Consider the following 19,270-nt stretch of genomic DNA (forward strand, 5'->3'; position numbering starts at 1 on the left):
TTGTCTTTTGTGGTAAAATCTTGCAGGAACGTGACAGGCGCTACGCCTCGCTTCTGCCGAACGCTTGTTTATATCATCGCCGGCGAGTCCAACAGGAGGAAACGGATGTTTCGTAAAGGCTTCGGTCTTGCCGCTCTGTCGGGCGCCTGTCTCGCCGCTTTGGCGGTTTCTGATGGCGCACAGGCAAGCACGCTCGCGCCGCACCGCGCGGTATACGATCTGGAACTCAAGGACGCTTCCGAACGCTCCGGCATCGCCGGCATGTACGGCCGCATGGTGTACGAATTCAACGGCTCGGCCTGTCAAGGATACACGGTGAGCTTCCGGTTCGTGACCCAGGTCGACACCGGTGAGGAAGTGCGCCTCACCGACCAGCAGACGACCACCTTCGAGGATATGAGGACCGGCAGCTTCCGCTTTCTTACCCGTTCCTTCACGGACGAGAAGCTGGACAAGGAAGTTCGTGGCAGTGCGCACGAGGAGAATTCCGGCGTCAAGGTGGAATTGACGGCTCCCGACAGGCGGGAGGTGGCGCTGGCCGAAAGCCGGTTTCCGACGGAGCACATGCTGGAGGTGATCGATCGGGCGAAAAGGGGCGAGACGTTCTTTGAATCCCGCATCTTCGACGGCTCCGATTCGGGCGACAAGACGCTGATCACCTCGACCTTCGTCGGCAAGGCGCGCAAACCAGCCCCGGATGACCCGGACGCCGGCAAGGCTGGAAACCTCGCCGGGGACAGCTATTGGCCGGTGACGATTTCCTATTTCAACGATGATTCGAGCGGGGATGCCGTGCCCGTCTACCGCATGTCGTTCAAGCTCTATGATAACGGGGTCACCCGCGACCTGACGATGGATTATGGAGACTTCGTCCTGACCGGCAAGCTTGCCGAACTCGAAGTGTTCAAGTCGGAAGAGTGCAAATAATGCATGTCGCCCAAAACTGTGCAGCGGTTTTCGGGACAACGACATGCGTGAAAACAAAGTCCAAAAGCGCGTCGCACGAAAAACGCGACGCGCTTTTGGCGGCAAATCCAACTTCCTGTCTTGATTTATCGGGCGGTTGCCGCTAAGGGGCTGCCCATTCCACACGTGAGGCATGGGATTTTCCGGGAGAAATCCGGATTGTTCCGCCGGTGGGCGCATCGCTATGTGCTCGACGCCTCGCGGAGGTTCAACCGGAAAAGGAGAAAAGGCATGGCATTGCCTGATTTTACCATGCGCCAGCTTCTCGAAGCAGGCGTCCACTTCGGTCACCAGACGCACCGCTGGAACCCGAAGATGAAGCCGTACATCTTCGGCGATCGTAACAACGTCCACATCATCGACCTTGCCCAGACCGTACCGATGCTGTCGCGCGCCCTGCAGGTTGTCAGCGATACCGTCGCTAGCGGTGGCCGCGTGCTCTTCGTCGGCACCAAGCGCCAGGCTTCGGAAATCATCGCCGACGCTGCGAAGCGCTCCGCCCAGTATTACGTCAATGCCCGCTGGCTCGGCGGCATGATGACCAACTGGAAGACGATTTCCAACTCGATCCAGCGCCTGCGCAAGCTCGATGAGATCCTCGCTTCGGAGGCTTCCGGCTTCACGAAGAAGGAGCGCCTCAACCTCGAGCGTGAGCGCGAAAAGCTGAACCGTGCGCTCGGCGGTATCCGCGATATGGGCGGCACCCCGGACCTGATGTTCATCATCGACACCAACAAGGAATCGATCGCTATCGAGGAAGCCAAGCGTCTTGGCATTCCGGTCGTCGCCATCATCGATTCGAACTGCGATCCGGACCTGATCGACTATCCGATTCCGGGTAATGACGATGCATCGCGTGCGATCGCGCTTTACTGCGATCTCGTTGCCCGCGCCGCTATCGACGGTATTGCGCGCCAGCAGGGTGCCGCGGGCCGTGACCTCGGCGCTTCGGAAGAAGTTCCGGTCGAGCCGACTCTCGAGGAATCGTCCGAAGCTTGATCGGGCGGCCGGCGGCAAGAAGCGCTGCCGCATGAAATGCGCGGGCGAGGCCGTTTTCTGATGAAAATCTGAACGGCCTCGTTCTTTTCAGCCGGGAATGGCGCGGTCGGGCCGAGCATATGTGGCCCACGCCCTTATTGACCTTGGGGCGCCGTCATCACGGTGTCACGGAGAAAGGCCATTCCCTGCCAAACCCTCTGGCACCGCGCCACTTGCGGTTGGCGCGCCAGCCAAACAGACAAAGAGGCAAGAAGATGACTGTTACTGCCGCGATGGTGAAGGATCTGCGCGAGAAGACCGGCGCAGGCATGATGGATTGCAAGAAGGCGCTTGCCGAGACCAACGGCGACATGGAGGCTGCGATCGATTGGCTGCGCGCCAAGGGCATTGCCAAGGCTGACAAGAAGTCAGGCCGCACGGCCGCCGAGGGTCTCGTCGGCATCGCCAGTGCCGGCAACAAGGCCGTCGTCGTCGAAATCAACTCCGAAACCGACTTCGTCGCCCGCAACGATGCCTTCCAGGATCTCGTCCGCGGCGTCGCAAATGTTGCGCTCGGCACGGGCGGCACTGTTGAGGCCGTTGCCACGGCGACCTATCCGGCGACCGGCAAGTCCGTCGAGGAAACGGTCAAGGACGCGATCGCCACTATCGGTGAAAACATGACGCTGCGCCGCGCGGCCATGCTCGAGGTCGAAAACGGTGTGGTTGCCACCTACATCCACAACGCGGCCGGCGACGGCATCGGCAAGCTCGGCGTGCTCGTAGCGCTGAAGTCAACGGGCGACAAGGAAGCGCTGAACGCCATCGGCCGCCAGGTTGCGATGCACGTTGCCGCGACCAACCCGCTCGCAGTCCGTCCGTCCGAGATCGACCCGGCGGTTGCCGAGCGCGAGCGCAACGTCTTCATCGAGCAGTCCCGCGCATCGGGCAAGCCGGACAACATTATCGAGAAGATGGTCGAAGGCCGCATGCGCAAGTTCTTCGAGGAAGTAGCCCTCCTGTCGCAGGCTTTCGTCATGAACCCGGACCAGACCGTCGAGGCAGCCATCAAGGAAGCGGAGAAGTCGGTCGGTGCGCCGATCGAAGTCGCCGGCATTGCTCGCCTGCTCCTCGGCGAAGGCGTTCAGAAGGAAGAGTCCGACTTCGCGGCGGAAGTTGCAGCGGCCGCAAAGGGTTGATTTCTTCCTCCCGATCGGGAAAAGCTCAGGGCATCGCGTGACAACGCGGTGCCCTTCGTGTATCCGGCATTCGTCATTGCGTCGGACCCGCCGGAGCGGTCGATACCGCGCAACCGGATTTGTCCCCATGCCGCTGTGCGCCGCCTTGCGCATGCGTGCCGATCTGTTCAGGAGTGATGATGTCGGCCAAGCCAATCTACAAGCGCGTTCTTCTCAAAGCCTCGGGTGAAGCGTTGATGGGAAGCCAGGGCTTCGGCATCGATGTCGCGGTCGCCGACCGGATTGCCGCTGACATCGCCGAAGCGCGTGCAATGGGGGTGGAAGTTGGCGTCGTCGTTGGCGGCGGCAACATTTTCCGCGGGGTAGCGGTAGCCTCCAAGGGTGGCGACCGGGTGACGGGCGATCACATGGGCATGTTGGCGACCGTGATCAATGCACTGGCGCTTGCAACCTCGCTGCGCAAGCTGGATATCGATACGGTGGTGCTTTCGGCCATTGCGATGCCGGAGATCTGCGAGAGCTTCTCGCAACGCGCGACACTCTTTCACCTCTCTCAGGGGCGCGTGGTGATCTTCGCCGGGGGCACCGGCAATCCTTTCTTCACGACCGATTCGGCGGCCGCCCTTCGCGCCGCCGAAATGGGAGCTGAGGCGATCTTGAAGGGAACGCAGGTCGACGGTATCTATTCCGCCGACCCGAAAAAGGACCCCACCGCCACCCGCTTCGATCGTCTGACCCACAGCGAGGTCCTGGAACGGGGCTTGGCCGTCATGGACGTTGCTGCCGTGGCGCTCGCGCGGGAAAATGCCATCCCGATCGTCGTCTTCTCGATCCACGAAAAGGGTGGGTTTGCGGAGATATTGACCGGGGGCGGTCGAGCCACCATCGTGATGGATAATTGACAATCCGAGGGGGCCCCCGCGTGGCCGCCCAGGATGAAGAATGGGAGTGTTGAACCATGAGTGAAGGTGTGGATCTGAAGGAACTGAGACGCCGTATGGACGGGGCGATTGCTGCCTTCAAGCACGATATCGCATCGCTGCGTACCGGCCGTGCCTCAGCAAATGTTCTCGATCCGGTAACCGTTGAGGCCTACGGATCGCGGATGCCGCTGAACCAGGTTGCCAACATCACTGTTCCGGAGCCGCGGATGCTCTCGGTATCTGTGTGGGACAAGTCGATGGTCGGTGCCGTGGAGCGGGCGATCAGGGAATCCAATCTCGGCCTCAACCCGATCGTCGACGGGCAGAATCTGCGCATTCCGCTGCCCGAGCTGAACGAGGAGCGGCGCAAGTCGCTGGTCAAGGTCGCGCATGACTACGCCGAGAAAAGCAAGGTGGCCGTGCGCCATGTACGGCGCGACGGCATGGATGACCTGAAAAAAGCCGAAAAGGATGGCGAGATCGGTCAGGACGAGAGCCGCGCTCAGTCCGAGCGGGTGCAAAAGATGACCGATGAAATGATCTCCGAAATCGACCGCTTGCTCGCGGACAAGGAAAAGGAAATCATGCAGGTCTGACGCGTCGAAACTGAGTCTCTAGTTCGGACGGCCCATGGCAGAATTCATCCCCACAAACGTGCCGGCTCACGTCGCTATCATCATGGACGGCAACGGTCGATGGGCGAGCGCGCGTGGACTGCCGCGCACCATGGGTCACCGCAAGGGTGTCGAGGCGGTCCGCGGCGCCGTCAAGACCGCCGCGGAGCTCGGGATTCGCTACCTGACGCTTTTTGCCTTTTCCTCCGAGAACTGGAGCCGGCCCGAAGATGAGGTCAGTGATCTCATGGGCCTGCTCAAGACCTTCGTGCGGCGGGACCTTGCCGACCTGCACCGTGAGAACGTTCGCATCCGCGTCATCGGCGACCGCGCGAACCTGACCGGTGATATCCTGCCGCTCCTGCTCGAGGCGGAGGAGACGACGCGCGCCAATACCGGGATTACGCTGGTGATCGCCTTCAACTATGGCGCGCGGGATGAATTGGCGCGGGCGATGCGCCGCCTCGCGGAAGAGGCGGCGGCGGGACGCCTTCGCCCGGAAGATATCACCGCGGAGCGGATCGCCGAGACCATCGACACGGCAGGCATTCCCGATCCGGACCTCATTCTTCGGACGAGCGGCGAGGAGCGCCTTTCCAATTTTCTGCTCTGGCAAGGGGCCTATTCCGAGTTGCTTTTCATTCCCGAACTTTGGCCGGACTTCACGCGCGAGACCTTCATCGCCGCGATCGAGAAATATGCCTGCCGAGAGCGCCGCTTCGGCGGCTTGCCGCAACCGTCTTTGGCGGTCGGCTCCTGATGCAGAGCGAACTGAAACTGCGAATAGCCTCCGGCCTGGTTCTGGCCGCGATTGCCCTCGGCGCCACCTGGGCGGGCGGTTCTGCTTTCCAGCTTCTGTCCGTCGCAATCGGCTTGCTTGTCTATTACGAGTGGTCGACGATCACTCGGCTCGCCGAGCGGGATTTCCAGGGCAATGCGATCGGGTGGGTGTCGCAGGGTATTCTGGCCGTACTCGTGCTCTTCGACCACATGCCGCTGACGCTGCCGGTATTTGCCGGCTGCGTGGCAGTCGCCATCTTGTGGGTCGCGATCAGGAAGACAAGTTTTTGGTTGCCCGGCGGGATCGCCTATGCCGGGCTGACGAGCATATCTCTGGCTGCCGTCCGCGGAGCGGATTACCTCGGCCTCGTCGCGACCCTCTTCGTCTTCGCCGTCGTGTGGGGGACGGACATTTTCGCCTATTTTGTCGGCCGGGCGGTCGGCGGGCCGAAGCTCGCCCCGGCGATCTCGCCGGGCAAGACCTGGTCGGGGGCGATAGGCGGCACGATCTGTGGCATTCTTGCCGGTACGGCCGTGTTCCTGGCGCATTTTTCGCTCCAGGACTTGCGCATTCCGCTTATTGCCCTGGTCCTCTCCGTTTCAAGCCAGGTCGGCGACCTTTTCGAGTCCTTTGTCAAACGGCGTTTCGGCGTCAAGGATTCGAGCCGGCTCATTCCGGGCCATGGCGGCGTGATGGACCGTGTCGATGGACTGATCTTTGCTTGCGTGGCGGCATTGGTTCTCGTGCTTGGCCAGATTTTGTTTTCCGGTGGCCGGGAGTCTGCATTCGGCGCTTTCCTGCTGGGGCCTTAGGCTGGGCTCAAAGTGTCGTCATCTTGTCCGCGACATAGTTCCTTAATTCCCGGTGGAAATAAGGGTAAGATTGCGCAGCCTTTCGAGCTTGGGAGCTGCCACCGCAACAGCGGATGCTAGGAATCAACATGAGCCTTCTGCTTGACAATCTCCAATACACCATACCCACGTTTCTGTTCCTCCTGACCTTGCTCGTCTTCGTTCACGAGATGGGGCACTATCTGGTCGGCCGCTGGTCCGGCATTCGCGTCGTTGCGTTCTCCGTCGGTTTCGGTCCCGAGCTCTTCGGCTGGACGGATCGCCACGGAACCCGATGGAAATTCTGCGTCATTCCGCTGGGCGGCTACGTGAAATTCTTCGGCGACGATGACGCAGCAAGCTCTCCAAACTTCGAAAAATTGGAAAGGATCGCACCGGACCAGCGCGCCCGGACCTTCCTTGGCACCAAGCTTTGGAAGAGGGCGGCGACGGTTGCCGCCGGGCCGATCGCCAACTTTCTGCTGGCGATCGCGATTTTCGCCGTGCTCTTCTCCATCTATGGCCGCGCCGTGGCGGATCCGGTCGTTGCCTTCGTCGCGCCCGGCAGTGCGGCCGAAGAGGCCGGGATTAAGCCGGGCGACAGGCTGGTCTCCATCGACGGAACGCCGGTTTCGACCTTCGACGACGTACGTCGGTATGTCAGCGTTCGTCCGGAGCTGCCGATCAATGTCCGTATAGACCGCGATGGCGCCACGATGGACCTGCAGATGGTGCCGCAGCGCACCGAAACCGTAGATCCCCTCGGCAACAAGGTCGAGGAGGGAAAGATCGGCATCGGGACGGACCAGCAGGCGGGCAATTTCCGCGTCGAGCGTTACGGCCCGCTGGAGGCTGTCGGGCAGGGGGCGTTGCAGAGCTGGCGAATCGTGACCGGAACATTCGATTATCTGTCGAATCTCATAGTCGGCCGCATGAATGCAGATCAGTTGGGCGGCCCGATTCGGATCGCGCAAATGTCCGGGCAGATGGCGAAGCTCGGCATTGCCGAAGTGCTGAATTTTGCTGCCGTGCTGTCAGTGTCGATAGGATTGCTTAACCTCATGCCGGTGCCGGTCCTTGATGGCGGTCACCTCATGTTCTATGCGGTCGAGGCACTGCGCGGGAAGCCTGTCGGTCCCGCCGCACAAGAGCTGGCATTTCGCATCGGCTTCGCAATGGTCCTGATGCTGACTTTCTTTGCCGCCTGGAACGACATCAATTGGCTCTTCGGATAGCGCGGGCGGCCACTGAGAAGTTAATGTCGGTGCCAGTGAACAGTGTGAATCTTTGATTGCGGGTGCTTGTTTCGCAACGATTTGTTTACGATAACGCTACGCCGTAGTGGCTGTTAAGCCACGGTTCGAATTGAAGTAAACAGAAATTAACGAGCCGGCTTGCTTGTATGGGAAAAGCCGGTAAAACGGCAACCGTGACCGGAGTCGGTACGAAACTGCCGCGGACGTTGGAAAAAGGTAAGAATTGACAATGAAATCTGGTTCGAGGTTTTTGAACGCGGTGTCGGCGTTTGCACTGTCGGCAAGCATGGTTGCGACAGGAACCGGTGTCGGACTGGTGGTTGGTCCGTCGGTTGCTTACGCTGCGGTCATCAATCGCGTCGAGGTGCGGGGCGCAACGCGCGTCAGCCCAGAGACGGTGCGGGCGAACATCACGATCGTCCCGGGCAAGAGCTTCAGCAATGCCGATATCGATGCATCGGTGAAGCGCCTCTATGCAACCGGCTATTTCTCCGATGTCAGCATCAGCGTCTCGGGTGGAACGCTCGTCGTCAATGTCAGCGAAAACCAGCTCGTGAATCAGGTTGTCTTCAACGGTAACCGCAAGATCAAGGACGACAAGCTGCAGGCGGTCGTCCGTACCCAGCCGCTTGGTCCCTACAGCGAAGCGACCGTTGAGAGCGACATTCAGGCCATCAAGGATGCCTATGCTGCGATTGGCCGGAGCGACGTCACGGTGACCACGCAGGTCGTCCCGATCGCTGAGGGGCGTGTCAATCTTGCATTCGTCATCAATGAGGGCGAGCGCACGAAGATCACTCAGATCAATTTCGTCGGCAACGAAGTCTATAGCGACGGCCGCCTGCAGTCGGTGATTGCGACGAAGGAATCCGGCATCTTCTCGTTCCTGACGCGCAAGGACGTCTACAATCCGGACAAGCTGCGCGCGGATGAAGAGCTGCTGCGTCAATTCTATTATAACCGGGGCTACGCCGACTTCCGCGTGATCTCGTCCGAGGCGACGCTCAACGAGGCGACCAACGAATACACGGTGACGATCACCGTCGAGGAAGGGCCGCGCTATACCTTCGGTGCAATCAACGTCGAATCGACCGTTGAGGGTATCAATGCCGAGGAACTGAGAGGACTGGTCCAGTCCCGTGAGGGTTCGGTCTACAAGGCCAAGGACATTCAGGACACGATGAGCGAGATTTCGAAGCGGGTCGCTTCGGCCGGTTATCCGTTTGCGCGCGTGACGCCGCGCGGCAACCGCGATCTCGCCACTCATACGATCGCGGTCGACTATCTCGTCGACCAGGGCGAGCGCGCCTATGTCGAGCGCATCGACATTCGCGGCAACACCCGCACGCGCGATTACGTCATTCGTCGCGAGTTCGACATGGGCGAGGGCGATGCCTTCAATCAGGAGATGATTGCGCGCGCCAAGCGCCGGCTTGAGGCGCTGGGCTATTTCTCGAGCGTGAACATCTCGACGGCGCCCGGCAGCGCGCCGGACCGCGTGATCGTTCTCGTCGACGTTCAGGATCAGTCTACGGGCTCCTTCGGTATCGGTGCGGGTTACTCGGCAGGCAGCGGCGGCGGATTCCTCGTCGAAGCCTCGATCGAGGAAAAGAATTTCCTTGGTCGCGGTCAGTACATCCGCCTTGCCGCCGGCAAGGGTGAAGACAGCAAGACCTATAACATCTCGTTCACCGAGCCTTATTTCCTCGGCTACCGCCTGGCGGCCGGATTCGATGTGTTCAAGAACGAACACGATTTCGACGACGATCACTACAGCTACAACGACCAGGGCTTCAGTTTGCGCGTGACCGCGCCGATCACCGAAAGCCTGTCGACGACGCTGCGCTACAACTACACGGAACTGGAATATTTCGGCGACCGGGACGAACTGTCTTCGGCTTATGACCGCGTCATCGATGACAGCCCGTGGACGCGTTCGTCGGTATCCCACTCGTTCACCTACAATACGCTCGACGACGCCCAGCTCCCGCACGAGGGTATCCTCGCCTCGGTTACGCAGGAATACGCCGGACTTGGTGGCACGTCCGACTTCTACAAGATCACCGGCAAGGCCAAGTGGTACTACACGGTCAATGACGAGGCGGACATCATCACTTCGCTCGCCGGTAGTGCGGGTCATCTGGTGAAGACGTCAGGCTCGATGGAGGTCTTCGACCAGTTCCAGTTGGGCAGCAATGATATTCGTGGTTTCGAGCGCAACGGCATCGGCCCGCGGGCCAACAACGGCGATGCGCTCGGCGGCACGACTTACTTCACGGCGTCGGCCGAGGCGTCGTTCCCGCTGCCGGGAATTCCGCGTGACAGTGGCTTCCGCGGCGCCTTCTTCGTCGATGCGGGCACGCTCTACGGCAATGATGTGGAGCTGACCGGGGCCGGCGAATTCGCCCGCGGCACCGATGCCTCTCTGCGTGCCTCCGTCGGCGTCAGCCTGATCTGGGCATCGCCGTTCGGGCCGCTGCGTGTCGACTACGCCGTGCCGGTTGCCAAGGAAGAGTTCGACAAGGTCCAGAACTTCAAGTTCGGTATCAACTCATCCTTCTGATGGGTGCAGTCCGGAACCGCCGGAAGATTGTTCTGGGGGTGGCCAGGATCGGACCTAAAGTCCATCCATTCTGTTCCTGTCCATGGGATTGGATGGAAAAAAACAAACGCAAGGCAAGACCCGGAGGTCTTGCCGAGCTTTGTTTTCGGTGGCCCTGGACCCGGAATCCGAAAGGGGCGGCGGTTTTCACGCCTTGACCGCGTTGGTATGTCTTGAAAAGGTTCGGTCATTTCCTGCATCTTGCCTCCTACAGCGCCGAGCGCCTTATCAGACGCGCGATGGTCGCTGTGGAAGTCGGAATGCTGCATGTCTTTGTCGTTAAATCGGGTTCGATTTAAACGAGACATAAGTAGCCAGACAGGATATCTGCCACGCAGAATGGATAAATCTCATGGGTCCTGACCCTATGGAACAGAATTGGTTCTTTCCGCCCCATGAGGGGATCCGCCTGGGAGACCTCGCGGATCGGATCGGGGCGCAACTCTCGGACGCGGCTGCGGCCGACCAAGTGATCCGTGCGGCGGCGCCGGTTTACCGCGCCAAGCCCGGCGACGTTTGCTATATGCTGTCGCGAAAGAGTAGGGAGGAGTTGCAAAGCTGTCGCGCCTCCGCGATCATTTGCGACCAGGCGGTCTCCTCGATCGTGCCACCGCATATCCCCGTTCTCCTGACGCCGAAGCCGCACACGGCGTTTGCACTTGCTGGCGCCCTGCTGCACGGCGAGGCGATGCGTCCGTCCCACAATACGAGCGAGCGCGGCATTGCCGTCGGGGCTTTCGTCGATCCGACAGCCCGTCTCGAGGCGGGTGTGGACGTGGAGCCGACGGCCGTAATTGGTGCCGGTGCCGAGATCGGCAGCGGGACGAGGATCGCGGCCGGTGCCGTCATCGGGCCGTATGTCCGGATCGGTCGCGATTGCACGATTTCAGCAGGGACGAGCATCCTTTGCGCGCTGATCGGCAACAACGTCATTATTCATCCGGGTGCGCGCATCGGCCAGGACGGTTTCGGTTATGCACCGGGACCGAAGGGCGGAATGATCAAGATCGTCCAGGTCGGGCGCGTGATCATTCAGGATCATGTCGAGATCGGCGCGAACACGACGATTGATCGAGGCACCATGGACGACACGGTGATCGGCGAGGGCACGAAAATCGACAACCTCGTTCAGATCGGCCACAACGTCCGCATTGGCCGCTATTGCGGTATCGTCAGCCAGGTCGGCATCGCCGGCAGCGCGCGGATAGGTGATGGCGTGATGATCGGCGGCAATACCGGGGTCAATGGGCATATCAGCATTGGAGACGGGGTGCAGATCGCAGCGATGAGCGGAGTGGCGAGCGACGTGCCGGCTGGAGAGCGCTACGGCGGAATTCCAGCCCGTCCTATGCGGGATTTCCTGCGCGACATCGCCGAGATGGCGATGCGGGCAAGTGAAAGGCAGAAGAAGAAGGGTGGCAGGGATGAGTGAGGCTGCGACGGTCCTCGGTACGGCGGATATTCAGGAAATATTGAAACTTCTTCCCCACCGCTATCCCTTCCTGCTCGTCGACCGAATCATCGAAATCGACGAGGACAACTCAGCAGTCGGCATCAAGAATGTGACGGCGAACGAACCTCACTTCACCGGGCACTTCCCGGAAAAGCCGATCATGCCGGGCGTTCTGTTGATCGAAGGCATGGCCCAGACTGCGGGCGCGATCTGCGCGCGAAAGTCCGGGATCGGCAGCAATCTCGTCTACTTCATGACGATCGACAATGCGCGCTTCCGCAAGCCGGTGGTGCCCGGTAACCGGGTGGAGTTCCATGTCACCAAGCAGAAGCAGCGGGGCAATATCTGGAAATTTCATTGTGACGCAAAAGTTGACGGGCAACTCGTCGCGGAAGCTGATATCGGCGCGATGATAGTCAGCAAGGAAGACGCCTGAAAATGATTGCATCAACTGCGAAGATCCACCCCTCGTCGGTTGTCGAGGACGGCGCGGTCATCGGCGAGAACGTGAAGATCGGCCCGTTTTGCCACATCGGGCCGAATGCCGTTCTGGGAAACGACATCGAGCTCATGAGTCACGTCGTCGTCATGGGACGCACGACGATCGGCAAGGGGACGAAGATCTTTCCGGGTGCTGTCATTGGAGGCGATTCGCAGAGCGTGCATCACAGCGCTCGGGACACGACGCTTGTCGTCGGTGAGAACTGCACGATCCGCGAAGGCGTAACGATGAATACCGGCACCGTCGAACACGGCGGCACGACGATCGTCGGTAACAACAACCTTTTCCTCGCCTATTCGCACGTCGCGCATGATTGCCGACTCGGCAACAACATCATCCTGTCGAACAACGTCATGCTTGCCGGACATGTGACGGTTGAGGACCGCGCCATTCTCGGCGGCGGCTCGGCGGTTCATCAGTTCACCCGTGTCGGCAAGCAGGCCTTCGTCGGCGGGCTGTCGGCAGTGAGCTACGATGTCATTCCATACGGTATGCTGAACGGCAATCCGGGCGTCCTGAGCGGCCTCAATGTCGTCGGCATGACGCGCGCCGGCATCGATCGCCAGAAGATCCACGAGGTTCGGCGCTGCTACAAGCAGATTTTCGAGGGGCCGGAATCCATCCGAGCCAACGCCGCGGCGATTCGCGCAGACTATCTCGATTGTCCGCCCGCCCTCGAGATCCTCGACTTCATCGCCGCCGAGAGCGACCGCGCGCTGTCGTCGCCCAATCGCAGCAACAAGGGGTGACGGTGGTGAACGCTTACGGCCTGCCGCAAAGAAAGGGCAGGCTCGCCATCATCGCCGGCGCGGGGGCGCTTCCGCATCACGTCGCCGAAGCAGCGCGCAGGCAGGGAGAGGATCCCTTTATCATCGCGCTGTCGCGGGAGGCGGATGCCGAATGGACCGGGTTTGACCACTCGATCCTGGCGATTGGCGATTTCGCCGCTATCAGCCGAACCTTTGCGACGGAAGGCATAGATCGGGTCGTCCTTTCCGGATCCGTTCGGCGGCGCCCGGAATGGCGCGACATTCGACCGACGCTGAAGACGTTGGTGAAGGTGCCAAGCGTGATCAGAACCCTGGTTTCGGGCGGCGACGATGCGGTGCTTCGAATGGCGATCGCGCTCATCGAAGCAAGCGGCGCCCACGTCATCGGTGCCCATGACGTCGTGCCGGACTTGCTTGCGGATGCGGGACCGATCGGCATACACGCTCCTGCGGCTGAGGATCGGCGGGATATAGCGGCGGGAATAGCCGCCGCCGACGCCTTGGGCGCGCTCGACGTCGGCCAGGGCGCTGTTGCGGTGGGAGGCCGGGTGGTGGCGCTTGAAGGAGCGGAGGGGACCGATGCCATGCTGGCGCGGGTCGCCGCTCTCAAGGCCGACGGCCGCGTCTCGACGCGCCGTCGCGGTGTCCTCGTAAAGCTCTGCAAGCCGCAGCAGGACGAGCGCGCCGATCTGCCCTCGATCGGACCCTCAACGGTCGCGGGCGCCGAGGCGGCAGGCTTGGCGGGTATCGCCGTCGAAGCGGGTCGTGCCCTCGTCCTGGAGCGGTCGGAGGTCGTCGAAGCTGCCAACCGTTGCGGTCTTTTCATAATCGGCATCGAGCGCGATCCTACTGCATGTCTCCTTAATTCGACCTAGGTTTACGGGAAGAGACATGCAGCCATATCAAAGTGTTACAGCGACCTTTGCGCGTCTGATAAGACGCGCGGCGCTGAAGGGAGGGCGATCGTGACGGAGCGCATCTGCAAGCTCGCAGTGATTGCCGGTGAGGTGTCGGGTGACCTGCTCGGCGCCGACCTGGTGCGCGCGCTTCGCGGGCGGGTGGATGGCGCCGTCGAACTCGTCGGCGTCGGCGGAGAGGCGCTCGAGGCCGAAGGCCTTGCGTCTCTCTTCGATTATTCCGAATTGTCGATCATGGGCTTCTCGCAGGTGATCGCCCGGCTGCCGAAACTTCTTCTTCGCATTCGCCAAACCGCGCGCGCCATCGTCGCCGCGCGGCCCGATCTGCTGGTGATCATCGACAGTCCCGACTTCACCCATCGTGTGGCGCAGCGTGTCCGCGCGGTCCTGCCCGACCTCCCGGTCATCGATTATGTTTGTCCGAGCGTCTGGGCTTGGAAGGCGGAACGCGCGCCGCGGATGCGCGCTTATGTCGACCATGTGCTTTCAGTGCTGCCCTTCGAGCCGGAGGTGATGCGACGCCTCGGCGGTCCGCCGACGACCTATGTCGGCCACCGGCTTGCCTCGGACAGCAACGTGCTCGCGGTCCGGGAGCAGCGGCAAGCCAGGCAGCAATCGGGGGAGGGCCCTGCTGGCAAGACCTGCCTGTTGCTTCCTGGTTCCCGCGCCAGTGAGATCACGCGCCTGCTGCCGATCTTCCGTGATGCCGTCGAGGAACTGGCCGCGCGCCATGAGGGCATGCGCTTCCTGTTGCCGACCGTGCCGCGTCAGGAGGCGCGGGTGCGCGAGCTCACGGCCGCCTGGAAGGTCCAGCCGGAAATTAGCGTCGCTGCGGAGAAGAAGTGGGAGGCCTTCGCCGAGGCGGACGCCGCGTTCGCCGCATCCGGAACCGTGATCCTCGAGTTGGCGCTTGCCGGCGTGCCGGTCGTTTCCACCTATTGCGCTGACTGGCTCGTCACGCTGCTGCACGCGCGGATTCAGATCTGGACGGCGGCGCTGCCCAATCTCATTGCCGATTTCCCCGTCGTCCCGGAATATTTCAACAAGGCGATCCGCCCGGCGACGCTGACGCGGTGGTTCGAGCGGCTTTCCAGCGATACGGCCCAGAGGCGGGCGATGCTCGACGGTTTTGCTATCGTGCAGCAACGGATGGCGACCGATCGTCCACCGGGAGAAAGAGCGGCGGACATCGTCCTCGGCTTTCTCCAAAAGAAAAAACCCGGCCAGTTCTGACCGGGTTTTTTGTTCACTAGCGCCGCGTTAAATCGAGGTCGAGTTAACGCGACATGCAGTGGCGCCGTGCTCAGCGCTTGGAAATCGGCAGATAATCGCGCAGCGGCGCGCCGATATAGAGCTGGCGCGGGCGGCCGATGCGCTGTTCCGGATCCTCGATCATCTCGTTCCACTGGGCGATCCAGCCGACGGTCCGGGCGAGCGCGAAGAGCACGGTGAACATGGTCGTGGGGAAACCCAGCGCCTTCAGCGTAATGCCCGAATAGAAGTCAATGTTCGGGTACAGCTTCTTTTCGATGAAATACTCGTCAGTCAGCGCGATCCGCTCGAGTTCCATGGCGACCTCGAGAAGCGGATCGTCCTTGTGGCCGAGCTCCGCCAAGACCTCATGAGTGGTCTTCTGCATGATCTTGGCACGCGGGTCGTAGTTCTTATAGACGCGGTGGCCGAAGCCCATCAGGCGGAACGGATCGTTCTTGTCCTTGGCGCGGGCGATATATTCCGGGATGCGGTCAACGGAACCGATCTCCGCGAGCATGTTGAGTGCTGCTTCGTTCGCACCGCCGTGAGCCGGACCCCAGAGGCAGGCGATGCCTGCGGCGATACAGGCGAACGGGTTGGCTCCCGAGGAGCCGGCCAGGCGCACCGTAGAGGTCGAAGCGTTCTGCTCGTGGTCCGCGTGCAGGATGAAGATGCGGTCCATGGCGCGTGCTAGAACCGGGTTCACCACATATTCCTCACAGGGCACGGCAAAGCACATGCGCAGGAAGTTTGCGGCGTAGTCGAGATCGTTCTTCGGGTAAACGAAGGGCTGGCCGATATGGTACTTGTAGGCCATTGCGGCGATCGTCGGCATCTTGGCGATCATGCGCAGCGAGGCGACCATGCGCTGATGCGGGTCGGTGATGTCCGTCGAGTCGTGATAGAAGGCCGAGAGCGCCCCGACGCAGCCGCACATGACCGCCATCGGATGGGCGTCGCGGCGGAATCCGGTGAAGAACCGGCTCATCTGCTCGTGAATCATCGTGTGATGGGTCACACGATAGTCGAAGTCGTCCTTCTGCGCCTTGGTCGGCAGTTCGCCATAGAGAAGAAGATAGCAGACTTCGAGGAAGTCGCCGTGCTCGGCGAGTTGCTCGATCGGATAGCCGCGGTGAAGCAGCACGCCTTCATCGCCGTCGATATAGGTGATCTTGGACTCGCACGATGCCGTCGACGTGAAGCCGGGATCATAGGTGAACATCTTGGTTTGCTTGTAGAGTGAACCGATGTCCACGACGTCCGGACCGATGGACCCGGATCGCACTGGCAGGTCCGCTGCTTTTCCATCGATGTTTATCGTCGCGTTTTTTTCTGACATGGGGACCCTCCGTCTATGGCGCCGTGGCATACAAGCTATGCCGAGAAATTGAGCGTTGCGAATTTGCTATATGATTTACTTTCGACTGCCAAGCGATACGAAAGGCAAATTGTGCGACGCGAAAACTGGCATATGGCGATGCAACAACCGCAGTTTACGGCAACATGACGAACAAGATCAATGATCGCGCTCAGCCTGATGCGGTACCATTCTTTATAGCTTTGCCGCTTTTTTGAGCAGCTAGTCTTCCGGTTGCAACCTGGACGGTTTGGTTGCACGATCAAGCCGACAGCAAACGGGGTCAGAGCGGGCTACAAATGAGGGAGGGGCAGGGTGAGGCGCCGGCGCAGTTGGACGAGCAGCGCACCCGGTATGCGGCTCATCTCGCGCCCCTCGCTCATGCCGGCAAATCCCCTCGAATCCTGGCCAAACTTCAGGCCTGCACGCCTCCGACGTGGTCATCGGCACGCAGCAGCGGCCGTACGACCGTCGCCTCCGCCGTTCGCGGGCTGCGTTCCGCCATGCAGGAAGAAGCCGAATACGGCCACGGTTTCGTCTTGGTACCCGTGCTCCTTGCGCTTGGCTCCATCAGCTGGTTCGCGCTGGCAGAAGCACCCGGAATTGCTGAACTTGCAGCACTGACATGCGTTTTTGGCATGGCGGCCCTCTTCTGCTCCGGACGGTTTCGCCCCTATCGGCCGCTGGTTCTGGCTCCTTGCCTGGTGGCGGGAGGTATGCTGCTTGCTGCGATCGAAACCGTCCGGCTGGGCACTGTGGTTCTCGATGGCCCCGTGACGACCAACGTCCGTGGGATCGTCCTGTCGCGAGAGGCCGACGACAAAGGCCGCTGGCGCTACCTCGTCGAAATCCGCGAGACGGCCGCGCCGCAATTGCGCAGACCGCCGACCCGGGCAACGCTGTTGGCACGCAGCCGCCACGCGCCTTTTCCGATCGGTTCGGCGATCGAGGGCAAGGTCCGGCTCTCGCCACCTTCTGGGCCTGCGCTTCCGGGACTAAATGATTTCGCCTTCGACGCTTACTACAGAGGCATTGGTGCGGTGGGGTTCTTTTTTGGCACTCCGCGGGCAACCGCAGGAGCGGAGGTCGCCGCAGAATCCACCATGTCCGTCTCCATGAGGGTGGCTGCCTACCTCACAGCGACACGCGAGGCTGTCGGCAATCAAATACGCACGACCATTGGCGGTGATACGGGTGCAATGGCCGCAGCGCTCGTCACAGATGAAGAGCGCGCGATCAGTCGCGAGACCGTCGAGATTCTGCGTTCGGCGGGGCTCTCGCATGTGCTCGCCATTTCGGGGCTCAACATGGTCCTTGCCGCAGGTACGTTCCTCGTGGGCGCGCGGACCCTGTTGAACTTGCTGCCCGGTGTTGCGGAAAAGCTGGCGATCAAAAAAATAGCGGCCGCCGGGGCGCTGCTCATGGTCTTTTTATACATCCTGATCTCCGGAGGGGCGGTTTCCGCGCTGCGATCATGGATCATGATCACGATCATGCTTCTCGCCGTTTTCTTCGACCGCGTCTCAATCAGCCTGCGCAACGTGGCGCTTGCCGCGCTCGTCATTATTGCCTGGTCGCCATCTTCGGTCGCCGGGCCCGGATTTCAGATGTCGTTTGCCGCGACCCTGGCCCTTGTCGCGGGTTACGCACGTTGGCGCGATCACCGCGGCAAGGGCCGGCAGGAAGGGAGCTCGGCGCGATCACTGGGACCCGCCGGCAGCCTTGTCGCTGGCACCGTTGCCACATCGTTCATCGGCGGACTAGCGACAGCCATCTACGCCGCGGCCCATTTCCAGAGGCTGCCGGCCTACGGATTGGCGGCAAATATTGCCGCGACGCCGCTGATCGGCATCCTCATCATGCCGTTCGGCCTCTTCGCCATGTTACTGATGCCCTTCGGGCTCGAGTACTACCCTTTGATGGTGATGGGTCAGGGGCTGGAGTGGATGCTTGCCGTCGCCCGGTATGTGGCGGCACTCGATGCCGACTGGGTCACCGGCCGCGTCGGCGACTTCGGTTTCGTTTCGATCGCTTCCGGTGGCGTGCTTCTCTGCGTGCTCAGAACCCGTCTGGCGCTCCTCGGAGCCGTGCTGGTCCTCATGGGTGGAACGGCGATCGCGCTGGAACGCCAGGCCGAGCGCCCGTCGATTTTGGTCTCGGAGGACGGCCGGCTGGTTGGCCTCGTTTCCGACGAGGCGATCGCGACGAACCGGACGCGGCCACCTGATTTCATCTTTTCGCAATGGCAGCGAGCACTCGCCCTCGGCCGGCACATGCCGCCGGTCGAGCTGGCTTCCTCACCCGGCGGAACTCCGGCGATCGGCGTCGAAGCGGCGGTCGCGTTGGCGACGGCAAAGCCAGGCGCCTTTCGTTGCCGGGAGAACGCCTGGTGCGCCGGTCGCAGCCGGGAAGGTTGGGCGGTTCTCGTTATCGATGAGCCGGAGCTCTTCCCGGCCTTGTGCGGGCGTGCCGATCTGGTGATCGTCGCAACCCGCCGGCCACTACCTGCCTGTGCTTCAGGTCGTGCACGCATCCTGACAGGTGAAACGTTGCGGCTGAGCGGTGCCGTCGAAATTTACGCCGATCGCGCCCGACCCGGCGAGCTGCCGCGCATGCGTGCCGTCACGGCGTTCCGCTCCACAGAGCGCCCGTGGCAGCATCACCGCCGGTACGATTGGCGCAGCAATACCTTCTCGACCGTGTCGCCGGAGATCTAGGAAGAGCCTCTGCGCACCAGGCGGCAGCATATTCTTGAATACAAAACTCAAGAAATCCTTGGCATCAAGCTGAGGTTTGTCGTAAGGAGAGTGCCAATGGCTTCACCTGCAGTTGTGCAGGGTGAGGGGTGCTTGCGGCTTTCGACCCGCA

General features: G+C 61.4%; 16 protein-coding genes. 15 read left to right on the forward strand and 1 reads right to left on the reverse strand.

Features of this window, described 5'->3' with window-relative positions; all coding sequences use genetic code 11:
- The first annotated feature begins 105 nt into the window (after window positions 1-105).
- The 14 genes from J2Z31_RS22150 to lpxB all read left to right on the forward strand — a co-directional run bounded on the left by J2Z31_RS22150 (window position 106) and on the right by lpxB (window position 15,024).
- On the forward strand, window positions 106-927 hold the full coding sequence (locus J2Z31_RS22150) for a cell envelope integrity EipB family protein (RefSeq protein ID WP_209604696.1): 822 nt from the start codon (window positions 106-108) through the stop codon (window positions 925-927).
- Window positions 928-1,197: 270 nt separating this feature from the next.
- Window positions 1,198-1,965, forward strand: a complete 768-nt coding sequence (rpsB, locus tag J2Z31_RS22155; protein WP_209604698.1) for a 30S ribosomal protein S2 — start codon at window positions 1,198-1,200, stop codon at window positions 1,963-1,965.
- A gap of 254 nt (window positions 1,966-2,219) precedes the next feature.
- Complete coding sequence (gene tsf / locus J2Z31_RS22160; RefSeq protein ID WP_209604700.1) at window positions 2,220-3,143, forward strand: translation elongation factor Ts; 924 nt, start codon at window positions 2,220-2,222, stop codon at window positions 3,141-3,143.
- A 179-nt stretch (window positions 3,144-3,322) separates the two neighbouring features.
- Window positions 3,323-4,045, forward strand: coding sequence for a UMP kinase (gene pyrH, locus J2Z31_RS22165; RefSeq protein WP_209604702.1), 723 nt, complete (start codon window positions 3,323-3,325; stop codon window positions 4,043-4,045).
- Window positions 4,046-4,101: 56 nt separating this feature from the next.
- The gene (gene frr, locus J2Z31_RS22170) at window positions 4,102-4,662 is read left to right on the forward strand and encodes a ribosome recycling factor (protein ID WP_209604704.1); all 561 of its coding nucleotides are present in this window, start codon (window positions 4,102-4,104) and stop codon (window positions 4,660-4,662) included.
- A 34-nt stretch (window positions 4,663-4,696) separates the two neighbouring features.
- Window positions 4,697-5,440 carry an isoprenyl transferase gene (locus J2Z31_RS22175; protein ID WP_209604706.1) on the forward strand — a complete coding sequence of 248 codons (744 nt, stop codon included), beginning with the start codon at window positions 4,697-4,699 and terminating at the stop codon, window positions 5,438-5,440.
- The gene (locus J2Z31_RS22180; protein ID WP_209604708.1) at window positions 5,440-6,273 is read left to right on the forward strand and encodes a phosphatidate cytidylyltransferase; all 834 of its coding nucleotides are present in this window, start codon (window positions 5,440-5,442) and stop codon (window positions 6,271-6,273) included. The genes J2Z31_RS22175 and J2Z31_RS22180 overlap by 1 nt, the downstream gene beginning before the upstream one ends.
- Before the next feature lie 128 nt (window positions 6,274-6,401).
- On the forward strand, window positions 6,402-7,526 hold the full coding sequence (gene rseP / locus J2Z31_RS22185) for an RIP metalloprotease RseP (RefSeq protein WP_209604710.1): 1,125 nt from the start codon (window positions 6,402-6,404) through the stop codon (window positions 7,524-7,526).
- Window positions 7,527-7,776: 250 nt separating this feature from the next.
- A complete protein-coding gene (gene bamA / locus J2Z31_RS22190) occupies window positions 7,777-10,110 on the forward strand; it encodes an outer membrane protein assembly factor BamA (protein WP_209604712.1) in 2,334 nt (777 codons plus the stop codon).
- A gap of 406 nt (window positions 10,111-10,516) precedes the next feature.
- Window positions 10,517-11,581, forward strand: coding sequence for a UDP-3-O-(3-hydroxymyristoyl)glucosamine N-acyltransferase (gene lpxD, locus J2Z31_RS22195; protein WP_209605155.1), 1,065 nt, complete (start codon window positions 10,517-10,519; stop codon window positions 11,579-11,581).
- On the forward strand, window positions 11,574-12,038 hold the full coding sequence (gene fabZ, locus J2Z31_RS22200; protein WP_209604714.1) for a 3-hydroxyacyl-ACP dehydratase FabZ: 465 nt from the start codon (window positions 11,574-11,576) through the stop codon (window positions 12,036-12,038). The genes lpxD and fabZ overlap by 8 nt, the downstream gene beginning before the upstream one ends.
- Window positions 12,039-12,040: 2 nt before the next feature.
- A complete protein-coding gene (lpxA, locus tag J2Z31_RS22205) occupies window positions 12,041-12,853 on the forward strand; it encodes an acyl-ACP--UDP-N-acetylglucosamine O-acyltransferase (RefSeq protein ID WP_408022053.1) in 813 nt (270 codons plus the stop codon).
- A gap of 5 nt (window positions 12,854-12,858) precedes the next feature.
- Window positions 12,859-13,749 (forward strand): LpxI family protein, encoded by an 891-nt coding sequence (locus J2Z31_RS22210; RefSeq protein ID WP_209604716.1) that lies wholly within the window; start codon window positions 12,859-12,861, stop codon window positions 13,747-13,749.
- Window positions 13,750-13,839: 90 nt separating this feature from the next.
- Complete coding sequence (gene lpxB / locus J2Z31_RS22215) at window positions 13,840-15,024, forward strand: lipid-A-disaccharide synthase (protein WP_209604718.1); 1,185 nt, start codon at window positions 13,840-13,842, stop codon at window positions 15,022-15,024.
- 70 nt (window positions 15,025-15,094) lie between these two features.
- Here lpxB and gltA read toward each other — a convergent pair whose 3' ends face one another.
- The gene (gltA, locus tag J2Z31_RS22220; RefSeq protein ID WP_209604720.1) at window positions 15,095-16,384 is read right to left on the reverse strand and encodes a citrate synthase; all 1,290 of its coding nucleotides are present in this window, start codon (window positions 16,382-16,384) and stop codon (window positions 15,095-15,097) included.
- A 317-nt stretch (window positions 16,385-16,701) separates the two neighbouring features.
- On the opposite strand from gltA, the gene J2Z31_RS22225 reads away from it, so the two are divergent.
- Entirely contained in the window at window positions 16,702-19,119 is a 2,418-nt protein-coding gene (locus J2Z31_RS22225) for a ComEC/Rec2 family competence protein (protein ID WP_209604722.1), read from the forward strand.
- The last annotated feature ends 151 nt before the right edge of the window (window positions 19,120-19,270 follow it).

The organism is Sinorhizobium kostiense, from assembly GCF_017874595.1.
GTDB classification, from domain to species: Bacteria; Pseudomonadota; Alphaproteobacteria; order Rhizobiales; family Rhizobiaceae; genus Sinorhizobium; species Sinorhizobium kostiense.

Excerpts from the sequence above, each read along its gene's own strand:
- lpxD (WP_209605155.1), top strand. The coding sequence starts at position 10,517 with ATGGAACAGAATTGGTTCTTTCCGCCCCATGAGGGGATCCGCCTGGGA.
- lpxA (WP_408022053.1), top strand. The coding sequence starts at position 12,041 with ATGATTGCATCAACTGCGAAGATCCACCCCTCGTCGGTTGTCGAGGAC.
- rpsB (WP_209604698.1), top strand. The coding sequence starts at position 1,198 with ATGGCATTGCCTGATTTTACCATGCGCCAGCTTCTCGAAGCAGGCGTC.
- rseP (WP_209604710.1), top strand. The coding sequence starts at position 6,402 with ATGAGCCTTCTGCTTGACAATCTCCAATACACCATACCCACGTTTCTG.
- J2Z31_RS22225 (WP_209604722.1), top strand. The coding sequence starts at position 16,702 with ATGAGGGAGGGGCAGGGTGAGGCGCCGGCGCAGTTGGACGAGCAGCGC.
- fabZ (WP_209604714.1), top strand. The coding sequence starts at position 11,574 with ATGAGTGAGGCTGCGACGGTCCTCGGTACGGCGGATATTCAGGAAATA.
- J2Z31_RS22180 (WP_209604708.1), top strand. The coding sequence starts at position 5,440 with ATGCAGAGCGAACTGAAACTGCGAATAGCCTCCGGCCTGGTTCTGGCC.
- bamA (WP_209604712.1), top strand. The coding sequence starts at position 7,777 with ATGAAATCTGGTTCGAGGTTTTTGAACGCGGTGTCGGCGTTTGCACTG.
- gltA (WP_209604720.1), bottom strand. The coding sequence starts at position 16,384 with ATGTCAGAAAAAAACGCGACGATAAACATCGATGGAAAAGCAGCGGAC.
- frr (WP_209604704.1), top strand. The coding sequence starts at position 4,102 with ATGAGTGAAGGTGTGGATCTGAAGGAACTGAGACGCCGTATGGACGGG.
- pyrH (WP_209604702.1), top strand. The coding sequence starts at position 3,323 with ATGTCGGCCAAGCCAATCTACAAGCGCGTTCTTCTCAAAGCCTCGGGT.
- J2Z31_RS22150 (WP_209604696.1), top strand. The coding sequence starts at position 106 with ATGTTTCGTAAAGGCTTCGGTCTTGCCGCTCTGTCGGGCGCCTGTCTC.
- tsf (WP_209604700.1), top strand. The coding sequence starts at position 2,220 with ATGACTGTTACTGCCGCGATGGTGAAGGATCTGCGCGAGAAGACCGGC.
- J2Z31_RS22175 (WP_209604706.1), top strand. The coding sequence starts at position 4,697 with ATGGCAGAATTCATCCCCACAAACGTGCCGGCTCACGTCGCTATCATC.